18 protein-coding genes are annotated in these 17,225 nt (G+C 64.7%); 3 read left to right on the top strand and 15 right to left on the bottom strand.

Annotated features, from left to right (window positions below):
• Positions 1–84: 84 nt before the first annotated feature.
• The 11 genes from HU748_RS18325 to ubiE all read right to left on the bottom strand — a co-directional run bounded on the left by HU748_RS18325 (position 85) and on the right by ubiE (position 10,242).
• Positions 85–2,028, bottom strand: coding sequence for a methyl-accepting chemotaxis protein (locus tag HU748_RS18325; protein ID WP_186721352.1), 1,944 nt, complete (start codon positions 2,026–2,028; stop codon positions 85–87).
• Between the two features lie 163 nt (positions 2,029–2,191).
• The gene (locus tag HU748_RS18320) at positions 2,192–4,108 is read right to left on the bottom strand and encodes a methyl-accepting chemotaxis protein (protein ID WP_186721349.1); all 1,917 of its coding nucleotides are present in this window, start codon (positions 4,106–4,108) and stop codon (positions 2,192–2,194) included.
• A 99-nt stretch (positions 4,109–4,207) separates the two neighbouring features.
• Positions 4,208–4,915, bottom strand: a complete 708-nt coding sequence (locus HU748_RS18315) for a 16S rRNA (uracil(1498)-N(3))-methyltransferase (protein ID WP_186721340.1) — start codon at positions 4,913–4,915, stop codon at positions 4,208–4,210.
• A complete protein-coding gene (tatC, locus tag HU748_RS18310) occupies positions 4,912–5,703 on the bottom strand; it encodes a twin-arginine translocase subunit TatC (protein WP_063546576.1) in 792 nt (263 codons plus the stop codon). Before tatC ends, HU748_RS18315 begins: the two co-directional genes overlap by 4 nt.
• Entirely contained in the window at positions 5,700–6,074 is a 375-nt protein-coding gene (tatB, locus tag HU748_RS18305) for a Sec-independent protein translocase protein TatB (RefSeq protein ID WP_186721338.1), read from the bottom strand. Before tatB ends, tatC begins: the two co-directional genes overlap by 4 nt.
• Before the next feature lie 3 nt (positions 6,075–6,077).
• Positions 6,078–6,362: a twin-arginine translocase TatA/TatE family subunit gene (locus HU748_RS18300; RefSeq protein WP_186665793.1), complete on the bottom strand. Its 285-nt coding sequence runs from the start codon at positions 6,360–6,362 to the stop codon at positions 6,078–6,080.
• 78 nt (positions 6,363–6,440) lie between these two features.
• Positions 6,441–6,773 carry a phosphoribosyl-ATP diphosphatase gene (locus tag HU748_RS18295; RefSeq protein ID WP_054894792.1) on the bottom strand — a complete coding sequence of 111 codons (333 nt, stop codon included), beginning with the start codon at positions 6,771–6,773 and terminating at the stop codon, positions 6,441–6,443.
• Between the two features lie 2 nt (positions 6,774–6,775).
• On the bottom strand, positions 6,776–7,168 hold the full coding sequence (gene hisI, locus HU748_RS18290; RefSeq protein ID WP_054894791.1) for a phosphoribosyl-AMP cyclohydrolase: 393 nt from the start codon (positions 7,166–7,168) through the stop codon (positions 6,776–6,778).
• 73 nt (positions 7,169–7,241) lie between these two features.
• Positions 7,242–8,852 carry a ubiquinone biosynthesis regulatory protein kinase UbiB gene (ubiB, locus tag HU748_RS18285; protein ID WP_186710258.1) on the bottom strand — a complete coding sequence of 537 codons (1,611 nt, stop codon included), beginning with the start codon at positions 8,850–8,852 and terminating at the stop codon, positions 7,242–7,244.
• Positions 8,849–9,472, bottom strand: coding sequence for an SCP2 sterol-binding domain-containing protein (locus HU748_RS18280; RefSeq protein WP_186665797.1), 624 nt, complete (start codon positions 9,470–9,472; stop codon positions 8,849–8,851). The genes ubiB and HU748_RS18280 overlap by 4 nt, the downstream gene beginning before the upstream one ends.
• Entirely contained in the window at positions 9,472–10,242 is a 771-nt protein-coding gene (gene ubiE / locus HU748_RS18275; protein ID WP_186721336.1) for a bifunctional demethylmenaquinone methyltransferase/2-methoxy-6-polyprenyl-1,4-benzoquinol methylase UbiE, read from the bottom strand. The genes HU748_RS18280 and ubiE overlap by 1 nt, the downstream gene beginning before the upstream one ends.
• 124 nt (positions 10,243–10,366) lie before the next feature.
• On the opposite strand from ubiE, the gene HU748_RS18270 reads away from it, so the two are divergent.
• From HU748_RS18270 to HU748_RS18260, 3 genes are all read left to right on the top strand, one after another.
• Positions 10,367–10,642 (top strand): polyhydroxyalkanoic acid system family protein, encoded by a 276-nt coding sequence (locus HU748_RS18270; RefSeq protein WP_186665801.1) that lies wholly within the window; start codon positions 10,367–10,369, stop codon positions 10,640–10,642.
• A gap of 131 nt (positions 10,643–10,773) precedes the next feature.
• A complete protein-coding gene (locus tag HU748_RS18265) occupies positions 10,774–11,196 on the top strand; it encodes a phasin family protein (protein ID WP_186665803.1) in 423 nt (140 codons plus the stop codon).
• Between the two features lie 10 nt (positions 11,197–11,206).
• A complete protein-coding gene (locus tag HU748_RS18260) occupies positions 11,207–12,007 on the top strand; it encodes a phasin family protein (protein WP_186721334.1) in 801 nt (266 codons plus the stop codon).
• 145 nt (positions 12,008–12,152) lie between these two features.
• On the opposite strand, the gene HU748_RS18255 is transcribed toward HU748_RS18260, so the two are convergent.
• From HU748_RS18255 to phaC (HU748_RS18240), 4 genes are all read right to left on the bottom strand, one after another.
• Positions 12,153–12,767, bottom strand: coding sequence for a TetR/AcrR family transcriptional regulator (locus HU748_RS18255; RefSeq protein ID WP_186665807.1), 615 nt, complete (start codon positions 12,765–12,767; stop codon positions 12,153–12,155).
• A gap of 4 nt (positions 12,768–12,771) precedes the next feature.
• On the bottom strand, positions 12,772–14,454 hold the full coding sequence (gene phaC / locus HU748_RS18250) for a class II poly(R)-hydroxyalkanoic acid synthase (protein ID WP_186665809.1): 1,683 nt from the start codon (positions 14,452–14,454) through the stop codon (positions 12,772–12,774).
• Between the two features lie 136 nt (positions 14,455–14,590).
• Positions 14,591–15,442: a poly(3-hydroxyalkanoate) depolymerase gene (gene phaZ / locus HU748_RS18245; protein ID WP_186721332.1), complete on the bottom strand. Its 852-nt coding sequence runs from the start codon at positions 15,440–15,442 to the stop codon at positions 14,591–14,593.
• A 60-nt stretch (positions 15,443–15,502) separates the two neighbouring features.
• Entirely contained in the window at positions 15,503–17,182 is a 1,680-nt protein-coding gene (phaC, locus tag HU748_RS18240; protein WP_186721330.1) for a class II poly(R)-hydroxyalkanoic acid synthase, read from the bottom strand.
• Positions 17,183–17,225: the final 43 nt, after the last annotated feature.

Genomic DNA, 17,225 nt, shown 5'->3' with positions numbered 1-17,225 from the left:
CGACTTGCCCGCGAAAAAGACACCGCGCTGCCTGGCACGGGCTACGCCCGTGTTCGCGGGACAAGTCGGGGCGCCGAACCGCCGCTACAAGCTGAACCTCCCCACCATCCCGCGCAACTGCTGCCCCAGTTGCTCCAGTTCGCCACTGGAAGTGGCCGTCTGCTCGCTCGCCGAACTGGTGTGATCGGAGGCCTCGCGCACGCTGATCACGCTGCGGTTGATCTGCTCGGCCACCACGCTCTGTTCTTCGCTGGCGGTGGCGATCTGCTGGTTCATGCCCTGGATGTTCGACACGGTCCGGGTGATCTGCCCCAATGCATCACCCGCTCGGCGACTCAGATCGACGCTCTGCTCGGTCAGGGTCCTGCTGCTGTCGAGCAGCGAGGTGACTTCATCGGTACCTTTGTGCAGGCTCTCGATCAGGTGCTCGATCTCCTCGGTCGACTGTTGAGTGCGCTGGGCCAGGCCCCGCACTTCATCGGCCACCACCGCGAAGCCGCGACCGGCTTCGCCGGCACGCGCCGCTTCGATGGCGGCATTGAGGGCCAGCAGGTTGGTCTGTTCGGAAACCGACTTGATCACATCCAGGATGCTGCCGATCCGTTGGCTTTCCCCCGCCAGGTGTTGCATCGAGGCGAGGCAGCGGTCCATCTGCGTTGCCAGCTGTTCGATACGCGCGATGGCTTCGGCCACCACCTGATCGCCCATTTGCGCCTGCTGGTCAGCGTCGGTTGCGGCCAATGAGGCATGTTCGGCGTTCTGCGCCACTTCCTGCACGGTCGCGCTCATCTGGTTCATCGCCGTGGCCACCTGGTCGGTTTCTTCGCGCTGCTGAGTGATGCGCTCGAGCGTGTCGGCGCTGGCTCCGGCCAGTTGCGAGGCCGCTTGTGACAAGTGCTCGACGCTCTGGTCGATGCCGCCGATCAACTGGCGCAGGCTCAGGGTCATCTCGCGCATGCTGCTTTGTAACTGGCCCATTTCGTCGCGCCGCGCCACCGTCTCCACGTGGCTGAGGTCGCCGCGGGCGATCCGTGCGGCCTGGGCCAGGGTCTGGCGCAAGGGCTGGGTGATCTGCCGAGTGATCAACCAACCGGCCAGCACACCGACCGCGAGGGCGAGCAGTGCCACGCTGGTCAGTATCGAGCGCGCGGCCACAGCCTCATGGTCGCGTTGTGCGACTTTCTGCTCGGCCAGTGTCACGCTGGCGTCCCTCAGGTCATTACCCATGGTTTCCATGTCGTTCTGCAGTTGTTCGACGCGGATCGCTGCTCGGCGGTATTGCTCCAGGCTGGTCCGGTACTGGGCCAGGGCGAGCGTGGGGCGCGCCATGAGGTCGCTCGGCAATGCGAGCGGGGCGAGCGCCGTGAGCATCTGTTCCAGGCTGACTTGCGCGGCATCGAGCGCCGTATTGCCGACCTGAGCGAAGTCCTCGACGGGCGAGAACGTGTAGGCAGGGACCAGGCTTTGCTGGTTGGCGCTGTCGACCTGGCGCGTGAGCGTGTCCATCAGCCCGAGCAGGTTGCCCTGCGGTTGGTCGGCGGGAAGCTTGAGCAGAGCCTGGGTCTGCAGGTCGTCGATGACTTCATCCAGTATCCGGTCCTTGTCCTGCATGATCGTGCGCAGCTCGGTGCGGCTCCCGACTGCGCGCAGCAGCTCGGCGAAATGTTCGCGCAGGCGTTGCAACTGGCGCAGCTTCTCGCTGAGCAGCTCGCGCGACTGATCGACGCTGCTGCGTTGCTGAAGCAGCGTGAGCCGGCGTTCGAGCTGGTCGAGGATCGCGTCGATGCGTGCCTTGCTGGTGTCGTCGGCCAGCACGCGGTAGGTGATGCGCTCGGCGCGCAGGTCTTTGCTCAGGTCATTGATCTGGATGATCTCGCTGAGCTGCTGCGAGCGAATGATGGCGCCGTCCAGGGCGCGCCAGCCGCTGACGGTGGTCGCGAGGGTGAGCAACAGGACCACGGCGAAGCCGAGGGTGAGCTTGAGGCGGACGCTCATGTTGCCGAGGTGGTGGTTGAGGTATCCGAACATGGCGAGTCTCCATCCATTTGAGAGAAGGGCCATGCTGTTAGGTTGCCAGCATGGCCCTCCTGCTCATCGGCAGAGATCGCGTGAGACTCGACCTGCAAATCGAGTGGGAAAAGTCCTCAATAGCGTGGTGATTATTCCGCGCCCTGCAGGGCAAGCACCCTGCTCAGAGGCGGAAACGTCCCACCAGGCCCTGCAGGTGGGTGCCAAGCCGCGCCAGCTCCACGCTGGAACTGGCGGTCTCCTCGCTCGCCGCCGAGGTCTGGTCGGAAATATCCCGTACATTCATCACGCTGCGATTAATTTCCTCGGCCACCGCGCTCTGCTGTTCGGCCGCAGTGGCGATCTGTTGGTTCATCGACTGGATCGAGGACACGGTGCGGGTGATGGTTTCCAGCGAGCTGCCGGCACGACGGGTCAGTTCCACGCTGCTGTCGGTGAGCTCGCGGCTGCTGTCCATGACGCTGGAGACGCGCTGGGTGCCATTTTGCAGGCTGGCGATCAGCTCTTCGATTTCTTCGGTGGACTGCTGCGTGCGCTGGGCCAGGCTGCGCACTTCATCGGCGACCACAGCAAAACCACGGCCGGCCTCACCCGCGCGGGCGGCCTCGATGGCGGCGTTGAGGGCCAGCAGGTTGGTCTGCTGGGCGACCGACTTGATCACGTCGAGCACGCTGCCGATTTTGTCGCTCTCGGTCTTAAGCTGGTTCATCGCTTCGCTGGAGTGCCCGACTTCGGTGGCCAGGCGTTCGATCTGGGCGATGGCCTCGCCAACCACCCGATCACCCTCGCGAGCCTGCTGGTCGGCCATCAGCGCCGCTTCAGAAGCCTGCTCCGCGTTGCGCGCCACTTCCTGCACGGTGGCTGCCATTTCGTTCATGGCGGTCGCCACCTGGTCAGTCTCGACTTTCTGGTTGTTGACCCCGGCGCTGGTCTGCTCGGTGACGGCCGACAACTCTTCGGCAGCACTGGCGATCTGGGTGACACCGTCGCCGATGCCGCTGATCAGTTCGCGCAGGCCCTGGGTCATGCGTTGCATGCTGGCTTGCAGTTGGCCGAGCTCGTCGCGACGTTGCACCTGCAGTTCCTGGCTCAAGTCGCCGCTGGCCACGCGTTCGGCGGCGCTGAGGGTCTGGCGCAGGGGCACGACGATCTGCCGGGTGATGGCCCAGGCGGCAATAATGCCTAGCAGCAGGGCCAGGGCACTGGCTCCGCCCAGTAGGGTCTTGGCCTGCAGGGCACCACTGTTGCGCACGGCGGTCTGCGATGCGGTCATCTGCGTACCGGCATCCATCAGCACCTGGCCCTGTACGACCATGCGTTGCAAGGTCTGCTCGGCGCTGGTCTGCGCTGCGCCAAACTGGTTCACCGCATCGCGATAGGCGCCCATGGCATTGGCGGCATCATCGAGACTGGCGGCGTATTCGGCGGGCACCCTGGCCGGCAGGGCCTTGAGCACAGCGAGCGCCTGGTCGATGGCATCCAGCGCAGTCTGCTGGAATTCGGCCTTGCCGCTATAGGTGTAGCCGCGCACCTGGAAGCGCGCCTGCTGGAGCAAGGCGCTGGCCTGCACGATCTGTTGATAGAGGCTGATGTCGCCACCTTGCGCAAGGCGTTGCTGCACCTGGCCGATCAGCGCAGCGGCCTTGTCGGCGCTGTCACCCAGCACACTGCGGGCGGCTTCACGGCGCTGGCCGGCCTGCTTGAGCTCGACGAAGGCCTGGCGGTATTGGCGCACGGCTTGACGCTGCTGCTCCAGGCGCTGGTGATCCTGCGGATGCTCGATCTGCCCGAGCATCATCTCGACCTGCTGCTCGAGCTTGCCGAGCGCTTTTTCCAGCTCACCCGCCGATGCGTCGTCGCGATTGCGTTCGTACTGCTGGCGGGCGATGCGCAGGTCCTGGCTGTAGCCGAGGATCACGGAGATGTTGCCCAGCGTGTCACCGCGGTCGATGATCGAGTCCATGCCGCGCCAGCCTGTGGCGGTGATCGCCATGGTCAACAACAGTACCAGGCCGAAGCCGGCCCCCAGTTTGCGACTGACGCTCACGTTTCCCAGCGACTGGACAACCTTTCCGTACATGACGATCTCCCCGGCGACTTGAAAAGCCAGAATTTTCTTGTGTTGCAAGGCCATCGGCCTGTCGGGGAGAAACTTGATGGCAGGATGCTGACCGAATGGTCAGAATATTCGGGAAAGCAGAGCCGTGACCGCTGTTTCCACGCGCAGGATGCGCTCGCCCAGTTGTACGGGGGCCAGGCCGGCCTTGCCCAGCAGTTCCACTTCGTAGGGGATCCAACCGCCTTCCGGGCCGATCGCCAGGGTCACCGGCCCTTGCACCGCGCGGGGACAGGCCGGGTAGGGGCCGGGATGGCCAACCAGGCCGAGAGTGCCGTCGGCGATGGCGGGCAGCCGGTCTTCGACGAAGGGTTTGAAGCGTTTTTCGATGATGACTTCCGGCAGCACGGTATCGCGTGCCTGCTCAAGGCCCAGGATCAGGTTTTCGCGAATGCTGTCCGGGTGCAGGAACGGGGTCTGCCAGAAGCTTTTCTCGACCTTGTAGCTGTTGACCAGGACCAGCCGTGGCACGCCAAGGGTGGCGATGGTCTGGAACAGTCGGCGCAGCATCTTGGGGCGGGGGACGGCCAGCACCAGGGTGAGCGGCAGCTTCGCGGGTGGTTGCTGGTCGAAGCTGACCCGCAGCTCGGCTTCGTGGCCATCCAGGCGGATCACCTCGGCCTGGCCCATCAGGCCGCCGATGCGGCCTACGCGCAGGTTGTCGCCCACCGCCACGCGGTGGATGTCCTGCATGTGCGTGAAGCGGCGGTCGGCCAGTACGACACGGTCGGCCGCGACGAAGTCGGCCTCCTCGAGCAGCAGCAGGTTCACGCCTGGGTCGCTGGCGGCTGGTCGTTGTGGTCGTCCGCAGCTTCATCCTGCGGATGGCTGCGCTTGCGGATCAGGCCGCCGAACAGCACGCCGATCTCGAACAGCAGCCACATGGGCACGGCCAGCAGCGTTTGCGAGAAGATGTCCGGTGGCGTCAGGATCATGCCGACCACGAAGCAGCCGATGATCACGTAGGGACGGATCTTCTTCAGGTACTTCACATCGACCACGCCGATCCACACCAGCAGCACCACGGCCACCGGAATCTCGAAGGCGACGCCGAAGGCGAAGAACAGGGTCATGACGAAGTCGAGGTAGCTGGCGATGTCGGTCATCATCGACACGCCTTCAGGGGTGGCGCTGGCGAAGAAACCGAAGATCAGCGGGAATACCAGGAAGTAGGCGAAGGCCATGCCGGCGTAGAACAGGATGATGCTGGAGATCAGCAGCGGGATGGCGATGCGCTTTTCATGGCGGTACAGCCCCGGTGCGATGAAGCCCCAGATCTGCTGGAGGATGAACGGGATGGCCAGGAACAGCGACACGATCATGGTCAGCTTGAACGGCGTGAGGAACGGCGAGGCCACATCGGTGGCGATCATCGTCGCGTTGGCCGGCAAGTGCGCACGCAAGGGCGCCGAGACCAGGGTGTAGATCTGCTGGGCGAAGGAGAACAGCCCGGCGAAGATCAGGAAGATAACGGCGACGCAACGCAGCAGGCGGGTGCGCAGTTCGGTCAGGTGCGAGACCAGCGGCATGGGCTGGTCGTGTTCCGGAGTTTCGCTCATGGGGCTCGGGGCGGCTGGTGCGGCTCAGGGGTGGTCGTGGGCGCCGCAGGGGCGGCATTGGCGTCGGCGGCAGGTGCGGGAGTCTCGCTCGCGGCCGCTGTGTTCACGGGCTGCGCGGGCGGTGTCTGCGGGTTGAGGATGCGCTTGGCTTCCTGTTCCATCTGCAGGATGTGCTCGTTGTGCAACTGGCGGCGGATGTCATCGGCACCGATTTCGCGCTCGACTTCCATCTTGATGCTGTTGAAGCTGCGCTTGAGCCGGCCGATCCACAACCCCGCGGTACGCGCGGCGCCGGGCAGGCGCTCGGGGCCGAGCACCAGCAAGGCAACCAGGCCGACGAGCAGCAGCTCGCTGAAGCTGATGCCGAACATGGGTCAGTCTTTCCGTTGTGGCTCTTGGACCGGCTGAGCCTGGCCCTCGATGGTGTGCGGCTGGTTCAGCGGCGCGGTGTTGTGCGGCTGCTGGGTGGGTTGCACGGACGGCTGGACAGGCGGCGGAGTCTGCTCGGCAGGCTTGCTCTCTTCCTCGTTCATGGCCTTGCGAAAGCCCTTGATCGATTCGCCCAGGTCACTGCCGAAGTTCTTCAGCTTCTTGGTGCCGAACACCAGCACCACGACGACCAGCAGGACGATCCAGTGTTTCCAGTCAAAGATACCCATGGTGTACTCCCTTGAATGATGTGTAGCCTGAGCGGGCGTTATCGCGGGGGCGAGCCCGCTCCTGCAGGGGCATGGCGATCAGGTCGGTTGGCGCGCGGCCTTCTCGTCATGGCCGGAAAGCCCGAAGCGGCGGTCGAGTTCGTCCAGTACCGCCTGTGGATGCTGCCCCAGTGCGCTGAGCATCACCAGGCTATGAAACCACAGGTCGGCGGTTTCATAGATGACATCACTGTAATCCTTGCTCACGGCGGCGTCCTTGGCGGCGATGATCGTCTCGATCGACTCTTCGCCAAGCTTTTCCAGAATCTTGTTCAGGCCCTTGTGGTAGAGGCTCGCCACGTAGGAGCTGTCGGGGGCCGCCTGCTTGCGTTGCTCGAGCACTTCGGCCAGGCGATCAAGTGTGTCGCTCATGTTCAGTGCCCCGCGTGGTAGATGGTGTCAGGATCTTTCAGAACCGGGTCTACGATCTTCCACTCACCGTTTTCGAAGACGCGATAGAAGCAGCTTTCACGGCCGGTATGGCAGGCGATATGGCCCAGTTGCTCGACCATCAGGATGACCACGTCGGCGTCGCAATCCAGGCGCAGTTCATGCAGTTTCTGCACATGGCCGGACTCTTCGCCCTTGCGCCACAGCTTGCCCCGCGAGCGCGACCAATAGATGGCGCGGTTCTCGGCAGCAGTCAGGGCGAGCGATTCACGGTTCATCCAGGCCATCATCAGCACGCGCCCGGTCTTGTGGTCCTGGGCGATCGCCGGTACCAGGCCATCGCTGTTCCACTTGATCTCGTCCAGCCAGTCTTTCATCGTCGACTCCAAAACAGGCCCGCTCCCGTACCGGGCCCTTTGCGCCTAGTGTGCCAGCCAGCAGCGCGGCTGGCTATCGGCGCACGATCAGGTAGAGCCCGGCAACCAGCATCAGCCACGCCGGCCAGGCGGCCGGAGCGCTGAGGCTCGCGGCACCGGCGGCCAGGGTAGCGCCGCCACCGAGCAGGCCGGCACCGAGCAGGCGCAGTGCCCAGTTGTCGCCCGCACGGCGACGCTCCGGCAGTTGCGGGTCGTGCAGGTGCGGTTGCGACAGGCGTTCGAGCAGGTCGCGGGTCATGTCGGCCAGGTGCGGCAACTGCTCGGCCTGGCTGTAGAGGTTGCCGAACACCGCCTTGGGGCTCATGCGTTCGCGCATCCAGCGTTCCAGATAGGGTTTGGCGGTGCTCCACAGGTCCAGGTCGGGGTACAGCTGGCGCCCCAGGCCTTCGATGTTGAGCAGGGTTTTCTGCAGCAGTACCAACTGCGGCTGAACTTCCATATTGAAGCGGCGGGCCGTCTGGAACAGACGCATCAGCACCTGGCCGAAGGAAATATCCTTTAACGGTTTTTCGAAGATCGGCTCGCACACGGTGCGGATCGCCGCTTCGAATTCGTTGACCTTGGTGTGCGCCGGCACCCAGCCCGAATCGATGTGCAACTGCGCCACGCGGCGGTAGTCGCGCTTGAAGAAGGCGATCAGGTTGCGTGCCAGGTAGTCCTGGTCTTCGGCGGTCAGGCTGCCGACGATGCCGCAGTCGATGGCGATGTACTGCGGGCTCCACGGCTTGACCGTGCTGACGAAGATGTTGCCCGGGTGCATGTCGGCGTGGAAGAAGCTGTCACGGAACACCTGGGTGAAGAACACCTCGACGCCGCGCTCGGCCAGAAGCTTCATGTCGGTGCGCTGGTCGGCCAGGGTGGCCATGTCGGTGACCGGCACGCCGTAGATGCGCTCCATTACCAGCACTTTCGGGCGGCACAGGTCCCAGTACACCTGCGGCACGTACATCAGCTCCGAGCCTTCGAAGTTGCGGCGCAGTTGGCTGGCGTTGGCCGCTTCGCGCAGCAGGTCGAGCTCGTCGTAGATGGTCTTTTCGTAGTCGCTGACCACTTCCACCGGGTGCAGGCGGCGCGCATCGGCGGAGGCCCGTTCGGCAACCTTGGCGATCAGGAACAACCACGCCAGGTCCTGGGCGATCACGGGCTTGAGGCCCGGGCGAACCACCTTCACGACCACCTCTTCGCCGGTCTTGAGGCGTGCGGCATGGACCTGGGCGACCGAGGCGGAGGCCAGCGGTTCGACGTCGAAGCGGCTGAACACCTCGCCGACTTTCGCGCCGAGCTGCGCTTCGATCAGCGCCACGGCTTTCTGTGGGTCGAACGGTGGCACGCGGTCCTGCAGCAGCATCAACTCGTCGGCGACGTCCGTTGGCAGCAGGTCGCGGCGGGTGGAGAGCAGTTGGCCGAACTTGATGAAGATCGGCCCCAGGTCCTGCAGGGCCAGGCGCAGGCGCGCGCCCCGGCTGAGCTCGCTGGGCTTGCGCGGCAGCCAGCGCCAGGGCATCAGCAGGCGCAGGCTGAGCAGCCACCAGGGCAGGGGCAGGTCGAACAGCAGGTCATCGAGACGGTAGCGGATCACGACGCGCTGGATGCGCAACAGACGGCGGACGGCGAGCAGCTTCATGCGTTATCGCTGGAATCAAGAGTGTGGGAAAGGCGACGGATGCGCGCCTCGAGACGTTCGATATCGACCTTCAGCGCATCGAGCTCGCTGAATGCCGCTTCGGCTTCGCGCTGCCCGACCAGGGTGCGCGATTCCTCGGCGAGGTATTCGGACAGGTTCTGGCTGAAGCGCGACAGGCCTTGCCGGGTCCAGCGTGCGCGCAGGCGCAGGTGGCCGGCGATCAGCGCGGTGGGGACCGGCCCCAGCCAGCGCGACAGCTCGTACTCCCAGTCGAGCTCCAGGTCCTGCAGCACGCCGACCAGGTCGAGCAGCACCGCGCTGTCGCCATGCAGTTCGACCTGCGGGCTGTGCAGTACGGCGTTCTTGTCCTTGGCGAAGGCCAACTGGGCCAGGCTGCCGGCTGGGGCACGCAGGGTGCAGTCGACCTCGCCCTCCCAATGCGCGGCGAGCATCAGGCCCTCTTGGTCGGGCAGGATGAACAACTGCAGGGCGGGCTGGCGGCAGTCGATGGCGATCACCTTGCCTTCCAGCGCACCCAGGCGCGGCAGCGCCGTGCTGTCCATGCGCAGCACACGGTTGAGCCCGTGCTCGACGCTGGCGAGCAGCCCGGCCAGGAGCATCAGGGCTTGATTCCCCGGTGCACGGCGACGATGCCGCTGGTCATGTTGTGGTAGGTGACGCGGTCGAAGCCGGCATCGACCATCATGCTTTTCAGCGTTTCCTGGTCGGGGTGAATACGGATCGATTCGGCCAGGTAGCGATAGCTTTCCGAGTCGTTGGTGATCAGTTTGCCGGCCAGGGGCATGAAGGCGAAGGAGTAGGCATCGTAGGCGCGCGACATCAGTTTGTTGGTGGGTTTGGAGAACTCCAGCACCAGCAGGCGGCCGCCGGGCTTGAGCACACGCAGCATCGAACGGATGGCTTCATCCTTGTGCGTCACGTTGCGCAGGCCGAAAGCGATGGTCACGCAGTCGAAGTGGTTGTCGGGGAAGGGCAGCTTTTCCGCATCGGCCTGGACGAACTCGATGTTGCCGGCCACGCCACGGTCGAGCAGGCGATCACGGCCGACCTTGAGCATCGATTCGTTGATGTCGGCCAGTACGACCTGGCCGGTCGGGCCGACCAGACGCGAGAACTTGGCTGCCAGGTCGCCGGTGCCGCCAGCGATGTCGAGCACGCGGTTGCCGGTGCGCACACCGGACAGCTCGATGGTGAAGCGCTTCCACAGGCGGTGCAGGCCGCCGGAGAGCACATCGTTCATCAGGTCGTACTTGGCGGCCACGGAGTGGAAGACCTCGGCGACCTTCTTCGCCTTCTGGCTCTCGGGGACGTCCTGGTAGCCAAAGTGGGTGGTGGGTTCGGCGTGGTCGCCTTTGCGCTGGTCGTTCATATCGCTTCACCGGAAAAAATTACCGCCATTCTAGGGTGAACGGGCGGATTTGTCTTGGCGGGGTGTGCCGTGTCGCGGGCGCGGGCATAATGCCGATTATGTCTTCATTGCCTGGATACCCCGAATGACTCAGATCAGCGTCGAACGCAAACATTCCCTCGGCCGCGAAGCTGCCCGGGCCAAGGCCGAAGGCCTGGTCGACAAGCTGTCGCGCGAGTACGACCTCAAGGCCACCTGGAACGGCGACCGCGTCGATGTCGCGCGCAGCGGCGCCAACGGTAGCGTGCACATTGGCGAGGACACCATCCGTGTCGAGCTGAAGCTGGGCATGATGCTGTCGATGATGAGCGGCACCATCAAGGGCGAGATCGAGCGCGCGCTGGACAAGGCGCTGGCCTGAGGCGCGGGGCTGCACGGCGACCCTGGCCCTTCACCTTAGGGTGAGAATTCTAATTTCCCACCCTATCTTCATGCTCAAGCCCGCATTCCAAGGGCAGTTCCTCCATCCACACCGAACGTGAGGTGCAGAGCATGGCCAAGTTGACCCTGAAAAAGAAAGAAGACGCCCAGGACAGCACCCTGAGCGAAGTGCGCGGCTACGCGCGCAAGATCTGGCTCGCCGGCGTCGGCGCTTACGCCCGTGTCGGCCAGGAAGGCTCGGAGTACTTCAAGGAGCTGGTCAAGGCCGGTGAAGTCGTCGAGAAACGCGGCAAGAAAACCCTCGACAAGAAGCTCGACGCGGCCAACGGCCAGCTCGACGAAGCGGCCGAGGAAGTGAGCCGGGTACGCGGCAAGGTCGAGGTCCAGCTCGACAAAATCGAAAAGGCTTTCGACGCACGGGTGGCCCGCGCCTTGAATCGCATCGGCATTCCGTCTAAACATGACGTTGAGGCGTTGTCCATCAAACTCGAACAGCTGACCGAGTTGCTCGAGCGTGTCGCGCGCAAACCATAAGGAGAGCAGGATGGCTGGCAAGAAGAACACCGAAAAAGAAGGCAGCTCCTGGATCGGCGGGATCGAGAAGTACTCCCGCAAGATCTGGCTGGCTGGGCTGGGGATCTACTCCAAGGTCGACCAGGATGGTCCCAAGCTGTTCGATTCGCTGGTGAAGGACGGCGAGAAGGCTGAAAAGCAGGCGAAGAAGGATGCCGTTGCGGCCAAGTCGGCGACGACCTCGCGGGTCTCCGATGTGAAGGATCGCGCGCTGGGCAAGTGGAGCGAGCTGGAAGAGGCCTTCGACAAGCGTCTGAACAGTGCAATCTCGCGCCTGGGCGTCCCCAGCCGTAACGAGATCAAGGCGCTGCACCAGCAGGTCGACAGCCTGACCAAGCAGATCGAGAAGTTGACCGGCGCCTCGGTGGCACCGGCGTCCAAGGCTGCCGCGAGCAAGACCGCTGCCAAGCCGTTGGCCAAGGCTGCGGCAAAACCCGCCGCAAAACCCGCCGCCAAGCCGGCTGTCAAGACTGCGGCGGCAAAACCGGCTGCCAAGCCTGCAGTTAAGGCCGCTGCGGCAAAACCTGCAGCCAAGACCGCTGCGGCGAAGCCGGCTGCCAAGCCTGCTGCAGCCAAACCGGCCGCCAAGCCCGCTGCCAAACCGGCTGCAGCCAAGAAACCTGCAGTGAAGAAAGCCCCGGCCAAGCCTGCGGCCGCGAAACCGGTCGCTGCCAAGCCCGCAGCTCCGGCCGCTGCTGCGGCGCCAGCACCGAGCGCCGTACCGGCTGGCAATACGCCGTCGGCACCGGTGAGTCCAGCCGGCCAAAGCTGATACCGCGGCGTGCGTTTCGCGGGCAAGCCCGCTCCTACAGGTAACAGCACCGTATTCAGAAGTTACGAGGGCTGTTGTGGGAGCGGCGGTTCGCCGCTGCGACTTGCCCGCGAATGCGTCAGTGGCAACACCGCAAGTCCAGCCCCTACACTTCCAGATATTTCCCCGCCAACTGCTCCGCCGCCCTGCGCGCCGGCTCCTGCAGATGCGGCGCCACCAGCATCATCACCTGGTACACCACGATCCCCACATCGCCCTCGCGTCCCAGTACCCGCTGGTAATCCAGCGAGAACAGCAGCGTCAGCGTGATCTGCTCCACCAGTTGCCCCAGCGCCTGAGTCTCGCTCACCACCAATCCCTGGCTCTTCAGGCTGGCCAGCAACGCTGCCAGGGTACGCTTGACTGCATTGATCAGCCCGCGCATGCCGCGCGCCAGCTTGGGCAGGCGGCCGGTCAGGTTCGAGAGGTCCTGGAACAGGAAGCGGTACTGCGACATGCGCTCGACGATCAGGTGCAGGAACAGCCAGTAGTCCTCGGCATCCAGGCGCACCTCCAGTGGTGGATCGAGCAGCGGCATCAACTCGTCTTCGAAGCGCTCGAACAGGCCTATGACCAGCGGCTCTTTGCCGTGGAAGTGGTAGTAGAGGTTGCCCGGGCTGATGCCCAGCTCGTTGGCGATCTCCAGGGTCGAGACGTTCGGCTCGCCCTGGCGGTTGAACAGCTCCAGGGCGCAAGCCAGGATGCGGTCGCGGGTCTTCATGGGCTCAGCGTGCCATTACATAGGTGCCAGGGGCCGGCCCGAGCGGTGGGTAGGATGGCGTGCCCAGTTCGGCCTTCGGCGGCCTGAGGCTGCCTGAGCGGCGTGTGATCCATTCCAGCCACTGCGGCCACCAGGTGCCGTCGCTGCGGGTGGCATCGTGGAACCAGGCGCGTGGGTCGCTGGAGAGCCGAGGGTTTTCTAGGTAATAGGCCTTGGGGTTGCCAGGTGGGTTGATGATGCTCTGGATGTGCCCGCTGTGCGACAGCACGAAGCGGCGCTCGCCGCCCAGCAGCAGGGCCGAGCGGTACACCGCGTCCCAAGGGGTGATGTGATCGTTGCTGCCGGCCACGGTGAAGCTGTCGACCGTGACTTGCCCGAGGTCGATCGGGGTGCCGCACACCTCCAGGCCGCCCGGCTGCACCAGCGGGTTGAGCTTGAAGAAGTCCAGCAACTCGCCGTGCAGGGCGGCAGGCAGGCGGGTGTTGTCTGCGTTCCAGTAGAGGATGTCGAAGGCCGGTGGTGTCTTGCCGAGCAGGTAGTTGTTGACCCAGTAGTTCCAGATCAGGTCGTTGGGGCGCATCCAGGCGAAGATGCGCGCCACTTCGCCGCCGTCCAGCACGCCGCGTTGGTAGGAGCGGCGCTTGGAGGCTTCAAGTGTCTGCTCGTCGGCGAACAGGCTGGCAGGGCTGTCGAACTGGGTGTCGAGGAGGCTCACCAGGTAGGTGGCGCTGCGCACTTTGCGCAAGCGCCCCTTGACCTGCAGATGCCCCTGCAGCGCGGCCATGGTCAGCCCGCCGGCACAGGCGCCCATGAGGTTGGGATCGCGGTTGCCGCTGATGCTGCGACAGGCATCCAGCGCTTCCTCCAGCGCCTGGACGTAGCTCGACAGGCCCCATTCGCGGTGGCATGGGTCGGGGTTGCGCCAACTGACCATGAACACCTGCAGGCCGTTCTTGAGCATGTATTGCACGAAGCTGTTGGTCGGCCCCAGGTCGAACACGTAGAACTTGTTGATCTGCGGCGGCACCACCAGCAGGGGGCGGGTGTACTGTTTCTCGCTCATCGGCTTGTACTGGATCAGTTCCAGCAGCTCGTTGCGAAACACCACCGCGCCAGGGGTGGCGGCCAGGTTGCTGCCGACTTCGAAGGCGCGATCGTCGACCTGGCGCGGCAGGCCGTCGTTGTGGCGCAGGTCGTCGAGCAGGTGGGCGAGACCGCGCACCACGCTCTGGCCACCAGTGTTGAGCATCTCCTTGATCGCCAGTGGGTTGAGCAGCGAGTTGCTTGGCGACACGGCATCGGTGAGCAGGTTGAACAGAAAGTGCGCGCGGGCTCGGTCGTCATCGTCCAGCGAGCTTTCCTCGATCCACTGACGGGTCTGCTTCTGCCACGCCAGGTAGGCCTGCAGGCCGCGCCGGTAGAAGGGGTTCTGGCTCCAGGTCGGATCGCTGAAACGCGCGTCCCGAGGGTGCGGCTGGTGGGGTGTGTCGCCGAGCAGCACGCGGCCCAGCTGGCCACCGAGGTTCAGCAGGTGGTGGGCGGTGTGCAGCGGGTTGCGCAGGCCGATGCGTCCGACCTGACGCAGGGTCGAGATCAGGTCGCGGCCGCGCAGGCCGGCGATGGCGTTCTGCACGTTCATGCTGGTGGCCGGGATCGGTGTCGTCCCCTTTGCCGGTTTGTCCTTCATGGCAACAATCCCTCGTCGATCCTTGTCTGCGGTGTCGCCTTCGCGGGCAAGCCCGCTCCCACCTGCACCGGATCCGTGGGAGCGGGCTTGCCCGCGAAGGCAGCACCGCCGAGTAACTGAATGTCCTAGCGCCCGCTCACCTCCGAGCCACCGGCCGCGGGTGCATGACCGCACGCTGGCGCTCTTCCTGGAGGAATTTCATGATGATCGGAGCGACGGCCTCGGCGCGGGTAATCAGAAAAAGATGGCCGTCGTCGATTATGTGTAGATGGGCATTGGGAATCCGCCAGGCCAGCAGGCGCATGTTGATCAGCGGAATCAACGGGTCATCGTCGCCGGCCAGCACCAGGGTCGGCTGGTGGATCTTGTGCAGCCAGTGGATGCTCGTCCAGCCAAGCCCGGCGAACAGTTGCCAGTAGTAGCCGGTCTTGCCGCCGGAACGCACCTTGGAGGCGTGGTGCAGCGCCAGGTCCGGGTCGCGGCGGAAGGCGCCGCCATAAATCATCGGTGCGATGCGGATCACGTGCGATGGCTGCACATAGCGCCGCGGGCTGGCCATCATCCACAGCACCTTGGGCTTGCCGGGCACCATGAAGGCCCCGGCGGCAGTGGCGGCGAGCACCAGTTTCTTGCAGCGCTCGGGATAGTCGTGGGCAAACTGCTGGGCCAGCGCCCCGCCCCAGGACACGCCGATGACATTGACCTGGCCGTAGTCCAGGTAGTCGAGCATGCGTGCGGTGAGCTTGGCCAGGCCCGGAAAGCGGTAGGGGTGGCGGGGTGTCGAGGAGCCGCCGACACCGGGGACGTCGAAGGCGATGACTTCCAGGTCCGGGTCCAGCGCCTCGATGAACGGGAACACCAGCTCGAGGTTGGCGCCAATGCCGTTGAAGATCAGCAGCGGCGTCAGATGTGGCTTGCCGGGGCGGACGGCGGTGCGGATGGACTGGTTGTCCAGCTCGACGGTCCTGAATACGTAGGGTTGCGACATGCGCCTGACTCTGTGATGAATGAAGCGCCGCGGCCCGCCGGGTGGCCGCGGCGGTGCGACTCAACGCTCGTGCACGTAGGTCCCCGGGGCCGCTTCGCCCGCGCTGTAGGCGCGATTGCCCAGGCGTGTCGGTGCTTTCTTCAGCTCACCGGCGCGTTCACCCAGCCAAGCCTGCCAGTGCAGCCACCAGGAGTCGGCGTGCTTGATCGCGTTCTCCTGCCAGGCCAACGGGTCGTCCGGGCGGTCTTCACCGGTCAGGAAACGCGCCTTGGGGTTGCCTGGCGGGTTGAGGATGCTCTGGATATGGCCGCTGTTGGAGAGCACGAACTCGATCTTGCCGCCGAACAGGTGCGCCGAGCGGTAGCACGACTGCCAGGGGGTGATGTGGTCGGCGGTGCCGGCGACGCTGTAGATATCGCACTGCACTTTCTTCAGGTCGATGGCGGTGCCGCAGACTTCCAGCGCGTCGGCGCGGGTCAGCGGGTTGGTCTTGAACATCTCGATCAGGTCGCCGTGGAAGGCGGCCGGCAGGCGTGTGGTGTCGTTGTTCCAGAACAGGATGTCGAAGATCGGCGGCTCGTTGCCGAGCAGGTAGTTGTTGACCCAGTAGTTCCAGATCAGGTCGTTGGGGCGCATCCAGGCGAACACCTTGGCCATGTCGCTGCCTTCGAGCACGCCGGCCTGGTAGGAGTGGCGCTTGGCGGCTTCGAGGGTCTGTTCGTCGACGAACAGTGCCACTTGGGTGTCGACCGTGGTGTCGAGCACGCTTACCAGCAAGGTCAGCGAGTTGACCTTGGTTTCGCCCAACGCGGCGTAGTGGCCCAGCAGTGCGGTACAGGTGATGCCGCCGGAGCAGGCACCTAGCATGTTCAGGTCCTTGGCGCCGGTGATCGCCAGCACCGCGTCCACCGCTTCCTTAAGGGCGTCGATGTAGGTCGACAGGCCCCACTCGCGCTGGGCCTTGGTCGGGTTGCGCCAACTGATGATGAAGGTCTGCTGGTTGGAGCGCAGGCAGAAGCGCGCCAGGCTCTTTTCCGGGCTCAGGTCGAACACGTAGAACTTGTTGATCTGCGGCGGCACCACCAGCAGCGGGCGGCTGTGCACCTGCTCGGTGATCGGCCGGTACTGGATCAGCTCCAGCACGTCGTTGCGAAACACCACCGAACCTTCGCTGGTGCCGAGGTTCTTGCCGACCTCGAAGGCTTCCATGTTCACCTGGCTGGGCATGCCGCCATTGTTGACCATGTCCTTGGCGAGGTTGGACAGGCCGTCGAGCAGGCTCTTGCCGCCGGTCTCGAAGAAGCGTTTGACCGCCTGGGGGTTGGCCAGCGTGTTGGTCGGCGCCATGGCTTCGGTCACCAGGTTGATGACGAACTGGCCGCGGCTGACATCCTGGGGCGACAGGTCGCTCTCGGCGATCCAGTCGTTGAGCTCCTTGCGCCAGGCCAGGTAGGTCTGCAGGTAGCGGCGATAGAGCGGATTCTGGCTCCAGGCCGGATCGCTGAAGCGACGGTCGTCGCTCTCGGGATGCAGGCTGGACTTGCCCAGCAGCACGTTTTTCAGCTCCAGGCCGAAATGTGCCACATGCTTGGCGCTGTGCAACGGCTGACGCACCGCCTGGCGCAACACGGTGCGCGCGGAACTCAGCAGGTCCTTGCGACGAATGCCGATGACCGGATTCAGGCCGAGGGTGTTTTCCGAGGCCTGTTTCTGCAGCTCATCGTTGTTCTTGTTACTCATCTACGACGCTCCGTTGTCCTGAGACGAGTACCGGCTGCCTGTG

The sequence above is a fragment of the Pseudomonas sp. RW3S2 genome, from assembly GCF_014268955.1.
Taxonomy (GTDB): Bacteria; Pseudomonadota; Gammaproteobacteria; order Pseudomonadales; family Pseudomonadaceae; genus Aquipseudomonas; species Aquipseudomonas wayambapalatensis.
Note: the sequence above shows the minus strand (reverse complement) of the source record. Positions and strands in the feature narration are given on the sequence as shown.